This window comes from Magnetococcales bacterium, from assembly GCA_015231755.1.
In the GTDB taxonomy this organism is placed as follows: Bacteria; Pseudomonadota; Magnetococcia; order Magnetococcales; family Magnetaquicoccaceae; genus Magnetaquiglobus.
In genome coordinates, this window is the sequence record JADGAZ010000007.1 from 138,304 (window position 1) to 157,556 (window position 19,253).

At 58.8% G+C, this 19,253-nt stretch carries 15 protein-coding genes and 2 tRNA genes; 4 read left to right on the top strand and 13 right to left on the bottom strand.

Annotation, left to right across the window (positions count from 1 at the left end):
- Positions 1–808: 808 nt before the first annotated feature.
- Positions 809–1,495, top strand: coding sequence for a response regulator transcription factor (locus tag HQL98_06645; GenBank protein MBF0271722.1), 687 nt, complete (start codon positions 809–811; stop codon positions 1,493–1,495).
- A gap of 769 nt (positions 1,496–2,264) precedes the next feature.
- Here HQL98_06645 and HQL98_06650 read toward each other — a convergent pair.
- The 6 genes from HQL98_06650 to HQL98_06675 all read right to left on the bottom strand — a co-directional run bounded on the left by HQL98_06650 (position 2,265) and on the right by HQL98_06675 (position 11,072).
- Positions 2,265–2,340 (bottom strand) — tRNA-Ala (locus HQL98_06650).
- Between the two features lie 232 nt (positions 2,341–2,572).
- Positions 2,573–3,493 carry a diguanylate cyclase gene (locus HQL98_06655; protein MBF0271723.1) on the bottom strand — a complete coding sequence of 307 codons (921 nt, stop codon included), beginning with the start codon at positions 3,491–3,493 and terminating at the stop codon, positions 2,573–2,575.
- Positions 3,490–7,689: a response regulator gene (locus HQL98_06660; protein MBF0271724.1), complete on the bottom strand. Its 4,200-nt coding sequence runs from the start codon at positions 7,687–7,689 to the stop codon at positions 3,490–3,492. Before HQL98_06660 ends, HQL98_06655 begins: the two co-directional genes overlap by 4 nt.
- A gap of 18 nt (positions 7,690–7,707) precedes the next feature.
- Complete coding sequence (locus HQL98_06665) at positions 7,708–8,520, bottom strand: transporter substrate-binding domain-containing protein (protein ID MBF0271725.1); 813 nt, start codon at positions 8,518–8,520, stop codon at positions 7,708–7,710.
- Positions 8,521–8,804: 284 nt separating this feature from the next.
- Positions 8,805–10,157, bottom strand: coding sequence for a TrpB-like pyridoxal phosphate-dependent enzyme (locus tag HQL98_06670; protein ID MBF0271726.1), 1,353 nt, complete (start codon positions 10,155–10,157; stop codon positions 8,805–8,807).
- A gap of 96 nt (positions 10,158–10,253) precedes the next feature.
- A complete protein-coding gene (locus HQL98_06675) occupies positions 10,254–11,072 on the bottom strand; it encodes a dienelactone hydrolase family protein (protein ID MBF0271727.1) in 819 nt (272 codons plus the stop codon).
- A gap of 461 nt (positions 11,073–11,533) precedes the next feature.
- Here HQL98_06675 and HQL98_06680 point away from each other — a divergent pair, with 461 nt between their 5' ends.
- A complete protein-coding gene (locus tag HQL98_06680; protein ID MBF0271728.1) occupies positions 11,534–11,821 on the top strand; it encodes a hypothetical protein in 288 nt (95 codons plus the stop codon).
- Positions 11,822–11,922: 101 nt separating this feature from the next.
- On the opposite strand, the gene HQL98_06685 is transcribed toward HQL98_06680, so the two are convergent.
- The 6 genes from HQL98_06685 to HQL98_06710 are packed head-to-tail and all read right to left on the bottom strand — an operon-like array spanning position 11,923 to position 17,276.
- Positions 11,923–12,066 (bottom strand): hypothetical protein, encoded by a 144-nt coding sequence (locus HQL98_06685; protein MBF0271729.1) that lies wholly within the window; start codon positions 12,064–12,066, stop codon positions 11,923–11,925.
- 28 nt (positions 12,067–12,094) lie between these two features.
- Entirely contained in the window at positions 12,095–13,699 is a 1,605-nt protein-coding gene (gene purH, locus HQL98_06690; protein MBF0271730.1) for a bifunctional phosphoribosylaminoimidazolecarboxamide formyltransferase/IMP cyclohydrolase, read from the bottom strand.
- Between the two features lie 18 nt (positions 13,700–13,717).
- The gene (locus HQL98_06695) at positions 13,718–14,938 is read right to left on the bottom strand and encodes an RsmB/NOP family class I SAM-dependent RNA methyltransferase (GenBank protein ID MBF0271731.1); all 1,221 of its coding nucleotides are present in this window, start codon (positions 14,936–14,938) and stop codon (positions 13,718–13,720) included.
- Complete coding sequence (locus HQL98_06700) at positions 14,935–16,002, bottom strand: AI-2E family transporter (GenBank protein MBF0271732.1); 1,068 nt, start codon at positions 16,000–16,002, stop codon at positions 14,935–14,937. The genes HQL98_06695 and HQL98_06700 overlap by 4 nt, the downstream gene beginning before the upstream one ends.
- A gap of 34 nt (positions 16,003–16,036) precedes the next feature.
- Positions 16,037–16,654, bottom strand: a complete 618-nt coding sequence (locus tag HQL98_06705) for a L,D-transpeptidase (protein MBF0271733.1) — start codon at positions 16,652–16,654, stop codon at positions 16,037–16,039.
- Positions 16,593–17,276 (bottom strand): Bax inhibitor-1/YccA family protein, encoded by a 684-nt coding sequence (locus HQL98_06710; GenBank protein ID MBF0271734.1) that lies wholly within the window; start codon positions 17,274–17,276, stop codon positions 16,593–16,595. Before HQL98_06710 ends, HQL98_06705 begins: the two co-directional genes overlap by 62 nt.
- A 232-nt stretch (positions 17,277–17,508) precedes the next feature.
- Between HQL98_06710 and HQL98_06715 the strand changes: the two genes are divergently transcribed.
- Entirely contained in the window at positions 17,509–18,159 is a 651-nt protein-coding gene (locus HQL98_06715; GenBank protein ID MBF0271735.1) for a TetR family transcriptional regulator, read from the top strand.
- Between the two features lie 86 nt (positions 18,160–18,245).
- On the opposite strand, the gene HQL98_06720 is transcribed toward HQL98_06715, so the two are convergent.
- Positions 18,246–18,330: transfer RNA gene (locus HQL98_06720), tRNA-Leu, on the bottom strand.
- An 85-nt stretch (positions 18,331–18,415) separates the two neighbouring features.
- Here HQL98_06720 and HQL98_06725 point away from each other — a divergent pair.
- Positions 18,416–19,231: a glutamate racemase gene (locus HQL98_06725; protein MBF0271736.1), complete on the top strand. Its 816-nt coding sequence runs from the start codon at positions 18,416–18,418 to the stop codon at positions 19,229–19,231.
- Positions 19,232–19,253 lie beyond the last annotated feature (22 nt).

Below are 19,253 nucleotides of genomic sequence, written 5' to 3' on the forward strand. Positions count from 1 at the left end.
AGGCCGTGGGAGCGACCTTCGACGAAGTGACGACCAGATCATCAAGGCTCTTGGATTGAACAGGGGTCAGCAGTGGCAGGATTCGGCAGTTTTCCGCTCCAACATGGCTAATTTTGGCCTCATCAAAAAGCCCCTACCGCGATCATGGGCCTACCCTGTGGTAGCCGTGGCAGGCCCACAGTCACTTCGTTGAGCCGCCCAAGATCGGTCGGATAGCGAATGGTTTGTTCCGTCATCGATTGCGGGTTTATTCTCTTAATATTAATTGTATCTGTTATAGTATAATTTAAATTTTAATAAATTTGCATCCAAACTATAGATTGATACAAAGCCTTTAAAAATATTTATAAATATATTGACTTGATGTGTATTAAACAATAATTATATAGAGAAAGTGATTATTTTTTTGTTGATTCAATAATCGAGTACAGCTACTATTCTTCGTAAATATACAGAGAAATGAACAATTGCTCAGTAATTGACAGTTTTTTCTGTATTGTAATCTGTGAATTTGTAAATATTTACTCTGTCAATTGTAAGAAATTGTGTAACCGTTAAGCTCAGTAAAACGCTTCTGGCTGCTTGAATCTACTTGGGAAGTAGTGATGGGGCGGGTTGGCCTCGCAAATCCGCATCGACTGCTCAACAGGATAAGATATCCAACTCCGGCAACATCTCCCGCACCAAGTGGGCCGTGGCGGCGAAATGCCCCTGGTAAACCCGGAGATGGTGAAGCCAAAAAATATCAAATGTATATATTACTGATGATTGTTGTAATGTAGACATTGCAACTAACTATTAGTTTTTATTGTATGGAAATGAACAAAACTTAAATAAAATCGCAGAGGCTTGGAGGCAATATATGTTCAAAGTTTATTTAACTGACGATCATGCCATTCTGAGAGAAGGCTTGAAGGCTATGCTGAATGGTGATCCCGAACTCATGGTGACCAATGAAAGCGCAACCGGGAAAAAGACAATCCGCGATCTTTCCAAAGAAGAGTTCAATCTGCTGGTTTTGGACATCAAGTTGCCGGACATGGATGGCCTCGAAGTGTTGCAGCGGGTCATCCAGGCACAGCCCAAGCTGCGGGTGTTGTTTTTGACTTTGGTTGCCGACGAAACGTTGGCCATTCGGCTTGTGAGGGCGGGGGCTGCCGGTTATGCGACCAAGAAAATGCCACCAATGCAGATTGTGGATGCCATGCGGTTGGTGGCGCGCGGCGGACGCTTTCTGGCCCCGGAGCTGGCTGTCAAGGTTGTCGAGAAGATTTTCACGGGTCAGGAGGCGGATCTGCACGAACAGTTGACCAACCGTGAATACAGCATTTTTCTCAAGCTCGCCGCCGGTATGCAGATTACCACGATTGCCCGCGAGTTGAACCTCGCACCCAGTACAGTTAGCACCCACCGCATCCGTATTTTAGAAAAAATGAATCTGACCAACAACGCAGATCTGGTACGCTATGCCATCTTACGCAACCTGATGAATTGACTAAAATTCAATGGAGACTGCGCCATTGTTTGGGGAGCCGGTGCGACAAAAAGAGAAACAATGGGTGTGTAATAGGTAAGACTTGATCTGAGGTTTCTGGTAGGACGGATGGAAACCAACCCAAGGAGGAGATCAGCCATAAGAATCCGATCCTGAATTGTCGTTATTTGACCAATATCAATAAAATGTGTGAAAACTGAGCAGAAAGTCCGGACCAGAAAGTCCGGACCAGAAAGTCCCTGGTCCACAGGTATTGGAGAATTTAGGCCGAGAAAGAATAGAAACGCGGTTCTTAAGTGTGCGTGGGTCCGGGTTCAGATCAAAGAGAATTTCAAACCGGTCCCGCTAACCACTGGTAAAATAGAATTTTTCAGACGTAAAAAAGCTGCCCTTGAAGGCGGCCTTCATTTTGAGACTTTCTTGATAATTTTGATTGTTGTGTAATAGGCAAGACTTAATCTGACATTTCTGGTAAGATGGATGGAAACCAACCCTAAGGAGGATGTCAGAGATGAACGCGGAAGAGAAGATCATCAAGAACAAGGTCGGGCTGTTAAATTTGGCGGAGATGTTGGGGAGTGTGTCGCGGGCCTGCAAGGTAAGGGGCCTCTGGGGGCATTTCTGGGGGTAGGTCAGGTGCCCCCAGAAATGCCCCCCAAATTTTTGGCTGTCAACGCACTTCCTTGGGCTTCCTTGGACAATAAAAAAGCCCGTAAAGTTTGATTTTACGGGCTTTCTGGACTGTATTGGACTTCCTTGGATTCTGATTTGGTGGAGGTGAACGGGATCGAACCGATGACCTCCTGCTTGCAAAGCAGGCGCTCTCCCGACTGAGCTACACCCCCGTGGTTGGATGAGGCAAGAAGAAATTGAAGCGCTGATCCTGATGGTGCTGGCTTTTCTTTCTGAACGACGATCTTCTTCGTCTATTGTCGCCTGACATGGTCGGGAGCGCAAGTGATTTTCCATGGTGGCGTGTTGCATTCGCGCCGGAGGCGGCTTGACGTTTTGATCCAGGCGTCCATCGGGGGGCTGCGTCTTGCGCGCCAGAGGTATGCGGTGGGTGTCATGGGGGGATCAGGGGGCGTCGAAGCGCAGGGAATTGATGCGGTTGCGACCTCCGGATTTGGCGGCATATAGTTGTTCATCCGCCAATGCGATCACGTGCAGGGGAGACCGACCGGCGATGCAGCGGACCGTGACCACTCCCAGACTGGCGGTGACATAAGGGAAGACCGAGGATTTGGCGTGGGGGATCTTCAAGCCGCTGATGGACTCGCGCAATTTTTCCGTCAAGCGCAACGCCCCTTCGTAGCCGGTCTCCGGCAGAATGCAGACAAACTCCTCCCCTCCATAACGGGCTCCCAGATCGGCGGCGCGGGTGATGGTCTGCAACACCACGCCGCCGATGCGACGCAGGCAGTCATCTCCCGCCAGATGGCCGTAGGTGTCGTTGTAGGCTTTGAAATGGTCCACGTCGAACAGGATCATCGACAACAGACCCCGGGTGCGGGCCAGACGCAGGTATTCCCGTTCCAGTTCGGTATCGAAGTGGCGACGATTCGACAGACCGGTCAACGCATCGGTGACGGCCAGACGCATCAGTTGATCCCGGGCGTGTTTGAGTTCGATCTGATTGCGTACCCTGGCCCGTACCACCGGAGGACTCACCGGTTTGGTGATGTAGTCCATGGCGCCCAGTTCCAATCCCCGGGCCTCGTTGTCCACATCGCTCATGGCGGTGACGAAGATCACCGGGATGGTGGCGGTACTGCGTTCCTGTTTCAGACGGGCGCAGACTTCATAGCCATCCAGGTCGGGCATCATGACATCCAGCAGAATCAGATCCGGCTGGGCGGTCTTGGCCAGTTCCACGGCCTTGAGACCGTCCGTGGCAAAGAGAATTTCGTATTTGTCTTCGAGGATATCGGTCAACACCGCAATGTTGATCGGTTCATCATCCACGATCAGAATGATGCCGGGAAGCTCCACATTCATGCATGCCTCTCTTTTTGCAGACGCAAATGATTCATGACTTGATTCAGTTCCTGTCGGGCGGCGGGGAAGTCCAGGTCATCCACAGCCCTGCCCATGGCCTCCAGTTGCGGATCGCAACCTTTGCCGGCCACCAACTCGCGCCAGACAGGAAACCGCTTGCGGATCATCATGCTGTTGCGGTCGAGGAGCAGGGCGAGTTCCTCGGCCAAAGGTTGGACCTGTTCCCAGGAGATCGACTGATTTCCGGTGGGGATGGGATGTTCCACCGGTTCCGGGGCCATGCCCTGAATGGCGGTCAAGGCCTGGGTCATGGCTGCGTCCAGGGAGTCGAGCAGAGCGGGAAGGGAGGGTCGTCCGGAAGGGTCCCGGCAGGCCATTTCCAAAGCTCCGGCCGCCGCGTGGACCGTTTTGGCCCCCAAGGTGGCGGCCACCCCTTTGAGTCCGTGGGCCAGTTGACAGGATACGTCGAGTTCTCCCCGTTCCAGCAGCAGACGCAGACGTCTGGTGGTCTCCACATTCTGGGCGGCGAAGGACCGGAGCAGACGGCGCAACAGTAAAGGCTTGCCGTTCACCCGGGTCAGGGCGTCGGCCAGATCGAACGCGGGTCCCAGATCCGGCAGAATGGCCTGTTCCACCACCAGGGGTTGATGATGGGGCGTGCGGATGGATTCCGTGGGGCGGGAGCGGATCCAGCGTCCCAGTACCGCGTTTAAGATCGAAGGGTCGATGGGCTTGGCGATGTGATCCACCATGCCGGCGTCGAAACAGCGTTGCCGTTGACTTTCCATGGCGTGGGCGGTCATGGCGATGATCGGGGGTGCCTTGTTTCCCAAGGCGGAACGGATGCGACGGGTGGCTTCCAGTCCATCCATTTCCGGCATCTGCACATCCATCAGGATGGCTTCGTAGGCGGTGGGTCGGGCCGTCAGCGCCTCGACTGCCAGACGACCATTGCCCACCACTTCGACGATCAATCCCATCTCCCCCAGGAGTTCTTCGGCCACCTGTTGATTGATCTCGTTGTCTTCGGCGAGCAGCAGTCTGGCCCCCCGGATTCTGGGTGTGGTGGTGGTGATGGAGCCTTCTTCTTCCTTGTTTTTGCGACTGCCTCCCCGGAAGACCGAAACAATGGTGTCGAACAGCACCGAGGCGCCCACCGGTTTCATCAGGCAGGCCCGCGCCCCTTCCCGGGCGGCCTGGGCCACCACTTCCTCGGTGCCGAACGCCGTCACCATGAAGACCGTCGGCGTGGTGGTGAATTTGGGATTGGCCAGAATCCGACGGGTGGTTTCGATGCCATCCAGCTCCGGCATCTGCCAGTCCATCAACACCAGATCACAGGGTTCATCCCGTTCGGTCATGGCGTCGAGTTGGCGCAGCGCCTCCTGGCCACTGGTGGCGACCGTCACCGGCATGGACCAGTGGTGGAGCAGTTCGACCATGATTTCACGGGCCGATGGATTGTCATCCACCACCAAAACGTGAATGCTGGACAGATCGGTCCACACTTCCGACGGTTTGGTCATCTGGGTCGCCGACGGCGCGCCACGGCCAAACCGACCGATGAAGGTGAAGGTGCTGCCTTCTCCCGGTTGGCTTTCCACGGAGATGGTGCCATCCATCAGCGCGGCCAGACGGTTGCTGATGGCCAGACCCAATCCGGTACCGCCGAAGCGGCGGGTCATGGACATGTCGGCCTGGGAGAAGGACTGGAACAGGCGCGCCATCTGTTCGGGACTCATGCCGATGCCGGTGTCCCGCACGGCAAACGAGAGGGTCACCCAATCATCCAGGCTTTCCAGGGCGTTGACCGCGATCATCACCTCGCCGTGTTCGGTGAACTTGACCGCATTGTTGACCAGATTGAGCATGATCTGACCCAGCCGCAACGGATCGCCGATCAGATCCACGGGCAGGGCGGGGGGAATCGAGACCAGCAGTTCGATGCCTTTTTCGGCGGCGCGCAGCGCGGTGACATTGGTAACCCCATCCAGCACCTGCACCAGATTGAAGGGAATCTGTTCGATGGTCAGTTTGCCCGCCTCGATCTTGGAAAAATCGAGGATGTCGTTGAGAATCCCCAGTAACGACATGGCCGCGTTGCGGATTTTGTTCAGGTAGTCCTGTTGTCGGGGGGCCGGATCGTTTTTCAAGGCCAGATGGCTCAGGCCGATGATGGCGTTCATCGGGGTGCGGATTTCGTGGCTCATGTTGGCCAGGAATTCGCTTTTGGCCCGGGTGGCCTCTTCGGCGGCCTGTTTGGCCTGTTGCAGCGCTTCGGCGGCCTGTTTGCTTTCGGTGATGTCCACCATCAAACCGACGAAATTGCGCACCGCCCCCAGATCATCCCGGATGGCGCTGACGGTCAGATCCACCCAGACCGTGCCCCCCGAGCGGGTCATGAACCGTTTCTCCAGGCGATAGTCGTTGCGTTCCTTGTTGAGGATCTCCTTGTAATACAGGGTCTCGTCCAGCATGTCGTCGGGGTGGGTGAAGCTGGCGAAGTTGAGTCCCAGCAACGCTTCCGGGGAGTAGCCGAGCAACTGGGCGAAGCTGTCGTTGAATTGCAGCAGATTGCCCTGGGCATCGGCAAAGGCGATGCCGGCGTTGGCCCGTTCAAAGATGCTGCGGAATCGCAACTCCGAGTTGCGGCGCGCCTGTTCGGTCTGGATCTGGGCGGTGATCTCCTGCACGGTGCCCAGGGCCATTTGGGGTTCGCCGTGGTCATCGAAGGTGATTTCCGCCTGTTCCCGTACCCATTTGATCTCGTCGTCCACCATGACCCGATGCACGATGTCGTAGGGAGAGCCCTGCAACGCCGACTGCCAGGCCTCGTCCACATCCGCCCGGTCCTTGGGGAAAATGCGGGTGATGAACAATTCGTAATTCAAGGGTGTGCCCACCGGCAGACCAAAAATCCGATAGCTCTCTTCCGACCAGGTGAGCTGACCCGTGGCCAGATCCAGATGCCAACTGCCGATGCGGGCCACGGCCTGGGCCCGTTTCAGGGTTTGTTCGCTGTTGGCCAGGGCGGTTTCGATGCGGGTTCGTTCGGTGATGTCGTTGATGATGCCGTTCCAGATGCTTTCCCCGTTGGGCAGGAATTTGCCGGTGGATTCGATCCGCAGCCAGCGCAGTTCTCCGTTGATCAAAAATCGTCCCCGCCACAAGAAGGCCTGTTTGGATCGTTTGGCTTCTTCGTTGGCGGCGCGGAAGGAGGCCACATCCTCCGGATGCACCAATGAAAAAGGACGGGAGGCGTTGGCGAGGATTTCCGGGGCTTGCAGATCGAACATGGCGCAAAAACGGGCGCTGACGTATTCAAACCGTTTGCTGCCGTCCGCCAGAATCCGGAATTGATACACCCCGATGGGAATCCGTTCGATCAGATCGTTGTATTGCTCCTTGCTTTGTTGCAGCTCCCGGGTGCGGGCCGTGACCCGTTGTTCCAGGCCGGCGTTTTGTTCGGCGATGCGCTGATGGCTGTCGTTGATCTGGCGCATCAGTTGATTGAAGACTTTTTGCAGGGTATGAATCTCTTCGATGTTGACCGCGTCCAGTTCCACGAAACCGCCGTGGCCTTGATCCGCCAGCCGGGCGACCTGCTCGGTGAACCGGGCCAGGGGTCTGGCCACCAGGGATCCGGTGAGCAGCCACAAAATCAGCAGCAGGAAAAACATCAACGCCGAGGCCGAGATCGCGATGTGCAGCATGGTCTCTTTCAGACCGGCTGCGGTGCGGGCATGGCTGGAGGCGATGGTGATGGTGCCCAACGGTTTGCCCGGATCCGCGTCCCGGTACAAATCCCGTTTGATCAGCAGATCCTGGGCCGGTTGCTGACCATCCGAAGAGCGCCATTGGGCGCTCAGTTCCCCTTTGAGATCGCGGATGTCCACCTGCACCACCGCCGGATGGGCCCCCATGCCGTTGGCCAGCGCCTGCAACAGATGCTGTTGATAGTCCCAGATCGCCGAAGCCGCCCCGGTGGCCGAGATGTCGGCCAGGGAACGCAAGGTTTTCAGCACCTCGTGGCGGGAGTTGTGATAGGCCAGAGCCAGTTGCAGCCCAGTCAGGATCACGGCGAAGAGCAGATAGGCCAAAAAGAGCTTGCGCAGCAAAACCTTGGCGAGCGCCCGGGAACCGCTGCCCAGAAAGCGGGTCACCAGATTTTTGGGGGTCGAATCCGAATCCATCATGCGGTGCTCATGGAAGTTTTAAAAATCCAATAGAATGTTGGCTTCGTTTTCCGGCAGATAGCGCAGGAAAATTTTTTTCAGGGTGCCATCGTGTCGCATGTCGGCCAGCAGACTGCGCCACTGTTCCGCATCCAGGGAGTCGAAGCGGCTTTTGGCCAGGATCAGGCCATGGGGAACCCCTTTTTCTGTGGGGGTCCAATCCTGGATGCTTACCATCTTCGCCAAGGCTTCATCTTTCAGGAATTTGCGAAATACCGGGGGTTGGGAGAACAGGGCATCCACCCGTTTGCTTTTGAGCTTTTTGAAGATGGTGGCCACATCCGGGGTGTCTTGCACCCGCCCCGCCTGTCGCAGTTGATCGAGCCACTGGTCCTGTTCCACCCCGTGTTTGAAGGAGCGTACCACACCCATTTGCAAACGGGTCTGTTGCAGGAAATCCCGTGCGTTGTGTACCTGTGTGGCCACTTCGGCATGCACAAGGGCATAATTTTTCATGATGAGATAGTGGGCGAACCAGACGAAACGATCCCGTTCGGGATCGCTGAGCCCCGAGACGCTCATATCCAGATCCCCGGTGGCCAGATCGGCCCAGATACGCGCCCGGGTCATCACCTGGGTCTTGATGTCGCAACCGCTGCGCTTGATCAACTCCGAAACCACATCCTGATCGATGCCGGTTCCCTGGTTATACAGAAATCCGTGCTCATAGAAAGCCAGACGGATCGGTTGCTCGCCGCATTTGACCGCCCCGGCGGCGGCCTGGTCTCCGGGGGTGATGAGGCCGAACAGCAGGATCATCCCCATGACCCATCGGTGAACAAACCGTTTCATCGTTTGGTGTCTCTCCCCTGTTTTTTGGGCGCAACCATGTTCCAGAATGCAGGATCATACAACGAAACATTACCTGGAATGTTCATTTTTAATATTTATATGCAAAATTTTCAATATGGATTGAAGCCCCGGGGGGAAAGGATGGATGCGCGTGGCCGAAAAAACAGGGGAAATCGTGGGGATCGGGGGGTGAAAAGGGAGAGGGGGATGTCAGGGGCTTGCGCCTTTCAGGCATCGCGGGTGCTGGCGACGCCTGAAAGGCGGGACTTGTGCGGATCGCGGCGTCAGCCGATGGGGCGCAGGGTGGCCAGGGCTTCGGCGATTTTTTCTTCCGGATAGGCGTAGTCTTCCAGGTCGCCGGCGAAGTAGCGGTCATAGGCGGCCATGTCGAAGTGGCCGTGGCCGGAGAGGGTGAAGAAGATGGTTTTGGCTTCGCCGGTCTCTTTGCATTTCAGGGCTTCGTCGATGGCCACGCGGATGGCGTGGTTGGACTCGGGGGCGGGCAGGATGCCTTCGGTGCGGGCGAACTGCACCCCCGCCTGGAAGGTGGCCAACTGGGGTACGGCCACGGCTTCGATGAGTCCCAGGTGATGCAGATGGGAGACCAGGGGGGAGTCGCCGTGATAGCGCAGGCCACCGGCATGGATTCCCGGGGGGATGAAGTCGTGACCCAGGGAGTACATGGGCATCAACGGGGTGAGTTTGGCGGTGTCGCCGTGGTCGTAGGCGTAGCGGCCCCGGGTGAGGGTGGGGCAGGAGTCGGGTTCCACCGCCACCAGACGGACCGGTTTGCCGGCGGCCTTGTCCATGAGGAACGGAAAGGCGGTGCCGCCGAAATTGGAGCCTCCGCCGCAACAGGCGATCACCACATCCGGGTAGTCGTTGACTTTCTTGAATTGGGCGAGGGCTTCCAGGCCGATGACGGTCTGGTGCAAGACCACATGGTTGAGGACCGAACCCAGGGCGTAATGGGTATCCGGACGGCTGGCGGCGTCTTCCACCGCTTCGGAGATGGCCAGACCCAGGGAGCCGGGGGTATTGGGATCCCGGGCCAGGGCGTCGCGACCGCTTTGGGTGTGGGTGGTGGGGCTGGAGAACACTTCGGCCCCCCAGGTTTCGATCATGGAACGGCGGAACGGTTTTTGTTGATAGCTCACCCGCACCATGTAGACCCGCACGGTCAGTCCGAACATGGCCCCGGCCAGGGCGATGGAGGAACCCCATTGTCCGGCGCCGGTTTCGGTGGTGAGACGCATGCACCCTTCCTGCCGGTTGTAATAGGCCTGGGCCACGGCGGTATTGGGTTTGTGGGAGCCGGCGGGGCTGACCCCTTCGTATTTGTAGTAGATGCGCGCCGGGGTTCCCAACGCCCGTTCCAGTTGACGGGCGCGGAACATGGGGGCGGGCCGCCATTGACGATAGATGTCACGCACCGGTTCCGGGATGGGGATCCAGCGTTGGGTGGACATCTCCTGTTCGATGAGGGCTTCGGGAAAGAGGGGGGCCAAGGCATCGGGACCGATGGGCTGGCCGTCCGGACCCAGGGGTGGGGGCAGTGGGGTCGGCAGGTCGGCGGCGACGTTGTACCACTGTTTGGGAATTTCCGACTCATCGAGCAGTATTTTGACATCATCCATGGCGACCGGTCCTTAGTGCGAATTGAAGAAGAATGGACAACTCGTGATCCAAAAAGATTACCCCGCAAAACGTGTCAATGCAAGCGCTGCCACGTGTCACCGGCCAGTCGGCGGAGCCTGGAAAAGGGTGGCCAGGAAGGTCTTCAGGGCCTGCCAGGATTGCTGGTCCGCTTCGGGATGGTAGGCCACCGACAGCTTGAAACGTTGCGCCAGGGCGTCGGCTTCCGGATTGGTGAAGGCGTGGGTGGCGCCGGGATAACCGATGAAGCGGTAATCGGCGCCGGCCTTGTTCATCTCCTCTTGGAAGGCGGCCACCTTGTTCGGCGGGATCATCGGATCGTCATTGCCGTGCAGCACGAGGATTTTGGCGCGGATGCCGCCCGGTTGGGCCTGGACCATGGGGTCGAGTCCCCCGTGAAAGCTGGCGACTCCTTTCAGGGGCAAGCCCTGCCGGGCCATGTTGAGCACCATGCCGCCTCCGAAGCAGTAGCCGATGGCGGCCATTTGCTCCGCATCCACCCGGGGGTGTGTTTTCAAGAAGCCCATGGCCGCCTCGAAACGGGCCAGGGCGGTGGGAAAGTCCTGGCGCAAGGCCGCGGAGAACCCTTTGGCGTCATCCGGATGTGCGGCGAGTCGGCCATCGCCGTACATGTCCACCGCCAGGGCGGCGTAACCCAGTTCCGCGAGCATGCGGGCCCGGTTGCGGGCATAGTCGTTCAGTCCCCACCATTCATGCACCACGAGTACTGCCGGAAGCTTGCCGGGGCGGGCCTCGTCCAGGGCCAGATAACCTTTGAGCGTCACCCCCTGGGCGGTATAGGTCACGGCCTGACCGGAAATCTTCGTTTCCGCTTGCGCCTCACCCCCGATCCATACCATCCACGCCACCAGTACCACCCGCCAGATCGTTCCCATGTTCGCCTCCTGAGAAAAATGTCAAGCCGTCATTTATGCGTTGTTTGGAATCATTCTATACCAGAATGATCCGGTTGGCATGAGCGGGGATGCGGGGGAGGCTGTTTTTCAAGGGGACGTGATGAAGGGGTGCCCAGTGTGCTGGCATGGGGTATTTTATTGCTGCTTTTTTAGGCAATAACTGCCTGTCCTGGATTCATCCCAATCGGCAGCGTGACAGAAAAAAATCGGTTTTACAGTCTGTTACCGCAGATGCAACAAGTCAGCATGCATCTTGCAGATATTCCAGCATGAACCCACGCAGTGATGAAACAAAATGAACTTATGAATCAGATACAGAGTCTATAGGGGCAGCGGCACAGATGCAGGACGCAGGATGTGGCGTGATGGCAAGGAGCTGATTTTTTGTGGTTTCCTATCTCATCGGGCCCCAACTTCCACGGTCAAGACAGGAGAGTGCCATGATGGTGCGACACAACTGGACAAACGACTGGTTTCGCGGACCCGGATGTTATTTTTGGAGTTCGGATATCCGTCTCGTGGATTTGGAACTGGGCTATTGCGCCACTCCCCAGGAGTTGGAGCAGGCCATTCAGCATCACCGCATCGATCTGGGATGGGAAAACCAGGAGATGGGGGGGCTGGTCTATCGGACCCATCCGTCCACCGAGGAGGCGGTCGAGGCGTGGCGTATGTCGATTGCGCCGCTGACCGGTTGGAGCTATCGGGTCGCGTTTTCCGGCAATTAGGCTGGCAAACAGGTCCGTTCGGGCCGTATCGGTCGACAGGGTTTGGGAGCCGGGAGCACACCTGAAGCGGGGCAGCCCGCGTTTTGAGGGTCGAATTCTTTTCAGTTCCCGGCGTCGCCGGACCCCTCCTGATGGGGGTCCGGACGGACGCCGGAATTCAGCAAACGATGTTTGATCCAGGCGATCACGGCCCACAGTCCCCCCGCCAGCAGCAGGGCGTCCAGCAGGGTGATGCGTGCGGACATGGGATTTGGTTCCCGATCGTGATGGGGATCAGTGTTTGAAGTGACGCACGCCGGTGAACAGCATGGCCATGCCGTGTTCGTTGGCCGCGGCGATCACCTCGTCATCCCGGATGGAGCCGCCGGGCTGAATGATGGCCGTGGCGCCCGCCGCCGCCGCCGCGTCCACCCCGTCCCGGAAGGGGAAAAAGGCATCCGAGGCCATCACCGAGCCGGCCACCGGATTGCCTTCCCGTTGGGAGGCGACCGCCGCGTCGTTGGCCTTGGCGATGGCGATGCGGGAGGAGTCCACCCGACTCATCTGTCCCGCGCCCACGCCGACGGTGGTCAGATCCCGGGCGTAGACGATGGCGTTGGACTTGACGTGTTTGGCCACCTTCCAGGCAAACAGCAGATCCCGTCTTTCTTGTTCCGTGGGGGCGCGTTCCGTCACCAGTTTGAGGTTTTCCTCGCGCAATTCACCCACATCCGCCTGCTGCACCAGCAGACCCCCCACCACCCGTTTCAGATCCATGCGCACGATGCCTTCCCGGGCCGTGGCCGGGGTCACCGGCGACAGGGATTCCAGCAGACGCAGATTGCTTTTGCCGGCCAGGATGGCCCGTGCCGCATCGCTGAAACCCGGAGCGATGATCGCTTCGATGAAGGTGCTGGCGATCTCCTTGGCCAGGCGTTCATCCACGGGACGGTTGACGGCGATCACGCCGCCGAAGGCCGAAACCGGATCCGTATCCCGCGCCCGCAGATAGGCGGTGGTGAGATCCGGGTCCGAGGCCACGCCGCAGGGATTGGTGTGCTTGATGATGGCGATGGTGGGTTCGGCAAACTCCCGCACCAGTTCAAAGGCGCCGTTGGCGTCGTTGATGTTATTGAAGGACAACTCCTTGCCCTGGAGTTGCCGGGTGTTGGCGATGTTGCAGCCCGGCGGGGAGGCGTCTTTGTAGAAGGCCGCCTTTTGATGGGGATTTTCCCCGTAGCGCATTTCCTGATGCTTGTGGAATTGCAGGGTCAGCACCTCCGGGAAGAGGCCGGGTTTGTTCTCTTTGTCCAAGGCGGTGAGCCAGTTGGCGATGGCCGCATCGTAGGCGGCGGTGCGGGCGAAGGCCTTGCGGGCCAACTCCGCGTTGGTGCGGGCCGAAACCGCGCCGTGATTGGCGCGCATTTCCGTCAAGACCCGGATGTAATCTTCCGGATCCACCAGTACCGTCACCCAGCGATGGTTTTTGGCCGCGGAGCGGATCATGGCGGGACCACCGATGTCGATGTTTTCCACCGCCTCGTCCAGGGTGCAGCCGGGACGGGCCACCGTGGCCTCGAAGGGATAGAGGTTGATGACCACCAGATCGATCGGTTCCAGTTGGTTTTCCTTCATCTGGGTTTGATGCTTGCGATTGTCCCGCACCCCCAGCAGTCCGCCATGAATGCGGGGATGCAGGGTCTTGATGCGACCGTCGAGCATCTCCGGAAAACCGGTGAACTGGGAGACCTCTTCCACGGCGATGTCGAGGCTTTGCAGGGCCCGGGCCGTGCCGCCGGTGGAGAGAATGGAGACCCCAAAAGAGGCCAGTCCTTCGCCGAGGATCGTCAGTCCGGTTTTGTCCGAGACGCTGATCAGGGCACGTTTGATCGGGTTCATGCTCATGGTTAAAAAACCTTATCGGTTCCTCTGAAATAGGGCAGCGAAAAAACCGTCGCACCCGGCGACATGGGGCAAAAGCGTCAGATACGGTTGGGTCGAGTATATCCCTTCAAACCCCCGGCTTGCCAGGGCCGGAATGGCCGGAACGGGGCGAAAGTGAAGATTTTCATTAAGGAAACTTTCGACCACCGCCTGATTTTCCTGACGCAGCAGCGAGCAGGTGGCATAGACCAGCCGTCCTCCCGGACGCACCAGCCGGGAGGCGGCGTCCAGCAGGGCGCATTGGCGCACGTGAAAGGCGGCGAGTTGTTCCGGGGTCAACCACCATTTGATTTCCGGGCGACGGCGCAAGGTGCCGGTGCCACTGCACGGGGCATCCACCAGCACCGCGTCCGCCTTGCCCGTGAAGGGCTTGAGCTGGGGGTCTCCTTCGTGGCGCAGGGGGATTACCCGCACCAGATTGCTATGGTTCTTGAGGCGTCGCAGTCGCTGGGAGAGCTGGTGAAGTCGTTTCGGATCCGTGTCCGTGGCGATGATCCGACCTTTTTGTCCCATCCAGGCCGCCAGATGCAGGGTTTTGCCGCCACCACCGGCGCACAGATCCACCACGGTCTCTCCGGGACGGGGGGCCAACAGGGGGACGATCCATTGGCTGCCTTCGTCCTGGATTTCAAACAGTCCCTGGTGAAAGGCCTCCAAGGTGGTGATGGGGGGGTGTCCGTTGAGGCGCAGGGCGTCCGGGGTGCGGGGCAGGGGGGTGGCGTCGATTCCCTGAGCCGTCAGGCGCGCCTGGAGGGCTTCCCGTTGGATTTTGGCCCGGTTGACCCGCAGATCCGTGGTGGCGGGCTGGTTGAGAGCCAGCCCCAGGGCCAAGGCCTCCTCTTCCCCCCACTGGGCGACGAGGGACTCCCAGAGCCAGTCCGGCAGGGAGCAGCGTTCCTGTGGGGGTGTGGACGGGTCGGGGAGCGGTGGTTCCGATGCCGTCAGTCTGTCGGCGGCCAGGGCGACCAAGGCGGACAGCCGTTTTTCCACCGGCAGCAAGGGATCGAGGCGGCGTTCCAGCAGGCGTTTGTGGCGCAGTACCGTGAAAACCAGATCCCCGATGCGTCCCCGTTCCCCGGGGCCGGAGCCCCGTTGCTGAAACAGACGGCGCAAGGCGCCATCCGCCGGAGCGGCTTTGTCCAGAACCGCTTCCAGAACGCCGACGGCCATGAGGTGATGGGGATCGGCGCTCATACGGATTTCACCACCGGATCATCGGCCACGGTGACCTCCAGCACGCTTTTGACCAGCACCGCCAGGGGTACGGCGAAGAACACTCCGGCCACGCCCCATAGGGAACCGAAAAACAGCACCGCCAGCATGATGGTGGTGGGATGGACCTGGACCGTCTCTCCCAGGATCATGGGGGCGATCAGGTTGCCATCCACCAGTTGCAAGATGCCATAGACGATCAGGGGATGGGCCGCCTCCCAGGTGATGCCCCACTGGAGAATGCCCAGCAGGATCACCGGCAGGGTGACGGCGGCCAGTCCCAAAAACGGAATCAGCACCGACAGACCGGTCAGCACCGCCACCAGGAAGGCATACTGGAAGCCGATCAGCACAAACCCCAGATAGCTGGCGGAGCCCAGCAGCAGCATTTCCCAGAATTTGCCCCGGATGTAGCCGCCGACGCCGACATTGACCTCGCTCAACACCCGTTTGAGCAGGGTGCGTTCCCGGGGAAGATAGCGGGAGAAGGCGGTGAGCAGGGCGGTTTTGTCCTTCATGAAGAAAAAGATCAGGAATGGCACCAAAAAGAGGTAGATCAGCACCGAGACCAATCCCGGCAGTCCCCCTTTGAGGAGCATGGAGATGGAGTCCGCCGCCCATCCTTGGGATTTTTCCACCAATCCCAGCAGCATGCTTTCGGCAAAGGGGGAGTCGATCCAGCCTGAGGCCGAGAGGGTGATCTGTTGCATGAGGGCTTTGAGGGTTTCGGTGATTTTGGGAATTTCCGTGGAGACCCGGGAGAGTTCCCGGACCAACGCCGGGGTGAGAATGAGAAAAATGGCGCTGGCGATCAGTATGAACAGGCTGAAGACCACCATGACCGCCACCATGCGGGGCATGCGGACCCGTTCCAGGGGACGGACCATGCCTTCCAGGAGATAGGCCATGATCACGGCGGTGAAGTAGGGGGCCAGGGCCGAGCCGAACAGGTTGATGGTGAGGATGGCTCCCAGCAGGGCCAGGAGCAGTCCCATCAACTGGGGATTGTGGAATTTTTCCAGATAGGCGGCAATCAGTGGGGGCATGGTGGAACGTGGTTCTCCGTATGCGAGAAAATTTTCAAGGGGGTGGAAGAATGATCACCAGAGTGCCGATGGCAGCCCAGGAAAACAGCCGGATCACATCGGCGTCGCCCATGCGCACGCAGCCGGCGGAGGCGGGTTGTCCGAGCTGGTCGGTATGGGGCGTGCCGTGAATGTAGATGTAGCGGGCGCGGCTGTCGATGCCTTCTCCGCGGTTGAGACCTTCTTCCAGCCCGTCGAGCCAGAGGATGCGGGTGGTGATGAAATCCCCTTCCGGGTGTTGGTCGGGTTGGAGGATTTCGCCTGTGGGTTGCCGGCTTTTGAACACCGTGCCTGCCGGCGCCTGATCTCCGAAGGTGGCGCAGATGCGGTGCAGGCCCGTGGGGGTGCGTCCGCTCTCTTGCTGACAGCCGAAACCGGCTTTGCCGGTGGAGACGGGCCAGATGCGTTTTTTGCGTTTGGGGAGCGGCTGACCGTCGGGGGCGTTGCGACCGAGGAGAATCAGTCGTTGCGGACCTCCCAGTACGACGATGGCGGGCTGGATGTCATTCCAGCCCGCCTGACGCAGACGGATTTTGGCCTGTTTTAATGCCTTAATCGTCGCCTCCCAGGAAGCCCAGCAGACGCAGCAGGCTGGTGAAGAGGTTGACCACATTCAGATACATCGACAAGGCGGCCACCGAGGGGGACACTTCCCAGGGGCTGGCTTTGAGTTGTTGGGTTTCAAAGAGGATGTAGCCGGCGAAGATCACCGAGCCGGCGGCGGACATGGCGAACGACAGGGCCGAGGACTGGATGAACAGGTTGAGCAGTCCACCCACCACGATCACGATCAATCCGGCGAAGAGTATGCCCCCCATCATCGACAGGTCGCGTTTGGTGGTGAGGGAGTAGATCGACAGTCCGGTGAAGACCGCGCCGGTGAGGAAGGCGGCCTGACCCACCACGCCGGACATTCCCGCGCCCACATAATAGGCGATCAGCGGCCCCAGGGAGAGTCCCGAGATGCCGGTGAACAGAAACAGGGTGCCGGCGTTTTGGATCTTGAAGGCCAGAAACATGGCGCCGAACATCATGAACATGAGAATGATCGGATGTTCCCGGGCAAAGGGCAGGGTCATGCCCACATAGCCGGCGGCCACCGCCACAAGCAGGCTGGAGGCCAGCAGGGAGTAGACCTGTTTGAGATAGACCGACACGTCGCTTGAGACGCGGGACTTGACTTGGGTTGTTCCCCAGGGGGAGTCTTGGGAGGGATATTTCGGTTCGTTCAACATGGTTTAAACTCCGATAGATGTTGGCATGAACTGTCAACGTACAGTGCGGATGGTTCGCATTCTGTTTTGAGGTTACTGTAGCATGCAAGGTGGATAATACGCAAATGAATTGCAATGTCTGCGGGAATTGTGATATGCAAGATTGAGGGGGAGATGAGTGCAGCAGGGTGCGCGAGACCCGTGGCAACGCGGACGCGATTTTTTCTCTTTTAAAACCTCTTGTGGAGCTTCCATGTCCCTCACCGATGACCAGTCAACAGACAAAACCCGCGAAGAACCTAAAGTGGATCGCAGACGCCGCCCGGAGCGACGCATTGAAATCCTCAAGGCGGTCATGACCCTGCTGGAAAAGGGCAACCGTCGGGTGACCACCGCCGAGTTGGCCGCGGAGGTGGGATTGTCCGAAGCGGCTTTGTATCGTCACTTCACCGGCAAGGATGCCATTTTCCAGGCCTTGATCGATTTTTTGCGGGATCACCTGCTGCGATCTTTGGATCCCCCCTTCGACAGCGCCTTGCCCATGGAGCGTCTGCGGCGGCAGTTCGAGAATCATCTGCAATTTTTCGCCGAACATCCAGGTTTGTGTCGCATCTTTCTGGTGGAAGGGGTGATGACCCGTGCCGAAAGCATGGCCATGAACCGGATCGTGCGGGAGTATGGCAAGCAGGTTCAGACCATCATGGCCAATGCCCAGGAGTTGGGGGAGTTGCCGGTGGGATTGGATCTGGAGTCGGCGGCGGATTTTTATGTGGGACTGATTCAGGCGGCCACGTTGCGTTTTGTGATCAGCGGGTTCACCGCCTCCCCCATGGCGGATGCGGGTGCGGCCTGGAACTATTTTTGTCGGGGTGTGGGTGTGGTGGAACACAGATCCGCGGCTTGACCCCTTGAAACAGGGTTTTCGGGTCGCTTTGCAAGTCACCAAAAGAAAAGAGGGTCCAGGATTTGATCCTGGACCCTCTTTTCTTTTGGTGCGGATAGCCGGATTTGAACCGGCACGGCGTGAACCACTGCCCCCTCAAGACAGCGTGTCTACCAATTCCACCATATCCGCGTCTTGACAATCAAGCCTAGCAGAGGTTTTCATTCCTGGCAATGGTTTTCATCACCCGCTCCAATGGAGGATTCATTTCGATACCATGTTTGACGCGCGTCCGATCGGCATTTTTGATTCCGGGGTGGGAGGGCTGACGGTGCTGGAGGCACTGACACGGGCTTTTCCGGGGGAAAGTTTCATCTATTTGGGGGATACGGCGCGGGTGCCCTATGGGACCAAGTCGGCCCGCACCGTGGAGCGTTACAGCGTGCAGGTGGCGGATTGTCTGTTGCGTCGGGGGGTGAAAGGCTTGGTGGTGGCCTGCAATACCGCCTCGGCCCTGGGACTGGCGGCGTTGCGCGCCCACTGTCCGGTGCCGGTGATCGGGGTGATCGAACCCGGCTGCCGGGCGGCTGTGACGGTCTCCGCCGGAGGGGAGGCACCGGGTCGGGTGGGGGTGATCGGCACCCGTTCCACTGTGGCCAGCGGGGCCTATCCGTATCATCTGGCTATGCTGGATCCGCGCATTCATGTGGTATCCTTGGCCTGTCCGCTGTTCGTGCCGTTGGTGGAGGAGGGATGGGTGGATCATCCGGCGGTGCGCATGATCGTGGCGGAAACCCTGGCCCCCTTGTTCCCCCAGCGGTTGGACGCGTTGATTCTGGGATGTACCCACTATCCGGTCTTGAAAACGGTGATCGCCGAGACCATGGGCCCGGGGGTGACGCTGGTGGATTCGTCGGCGGCGATGGCCGAGGATCTGGGCCGGTATCTGGGAGGGGTGATCGCTCCGGCGCCACCGGGTCAGACCCGGCGCCTGGAGTTTCTGGTGACCGATGTGGCGGATCGTTTCAAGGAGACGGCGCGGCGTTTCATCGCCGGGGTGGAGGCCGAATGGGTGGAGATGGTGGATCTGTAGGCGTGATGGATCGTTATGACGC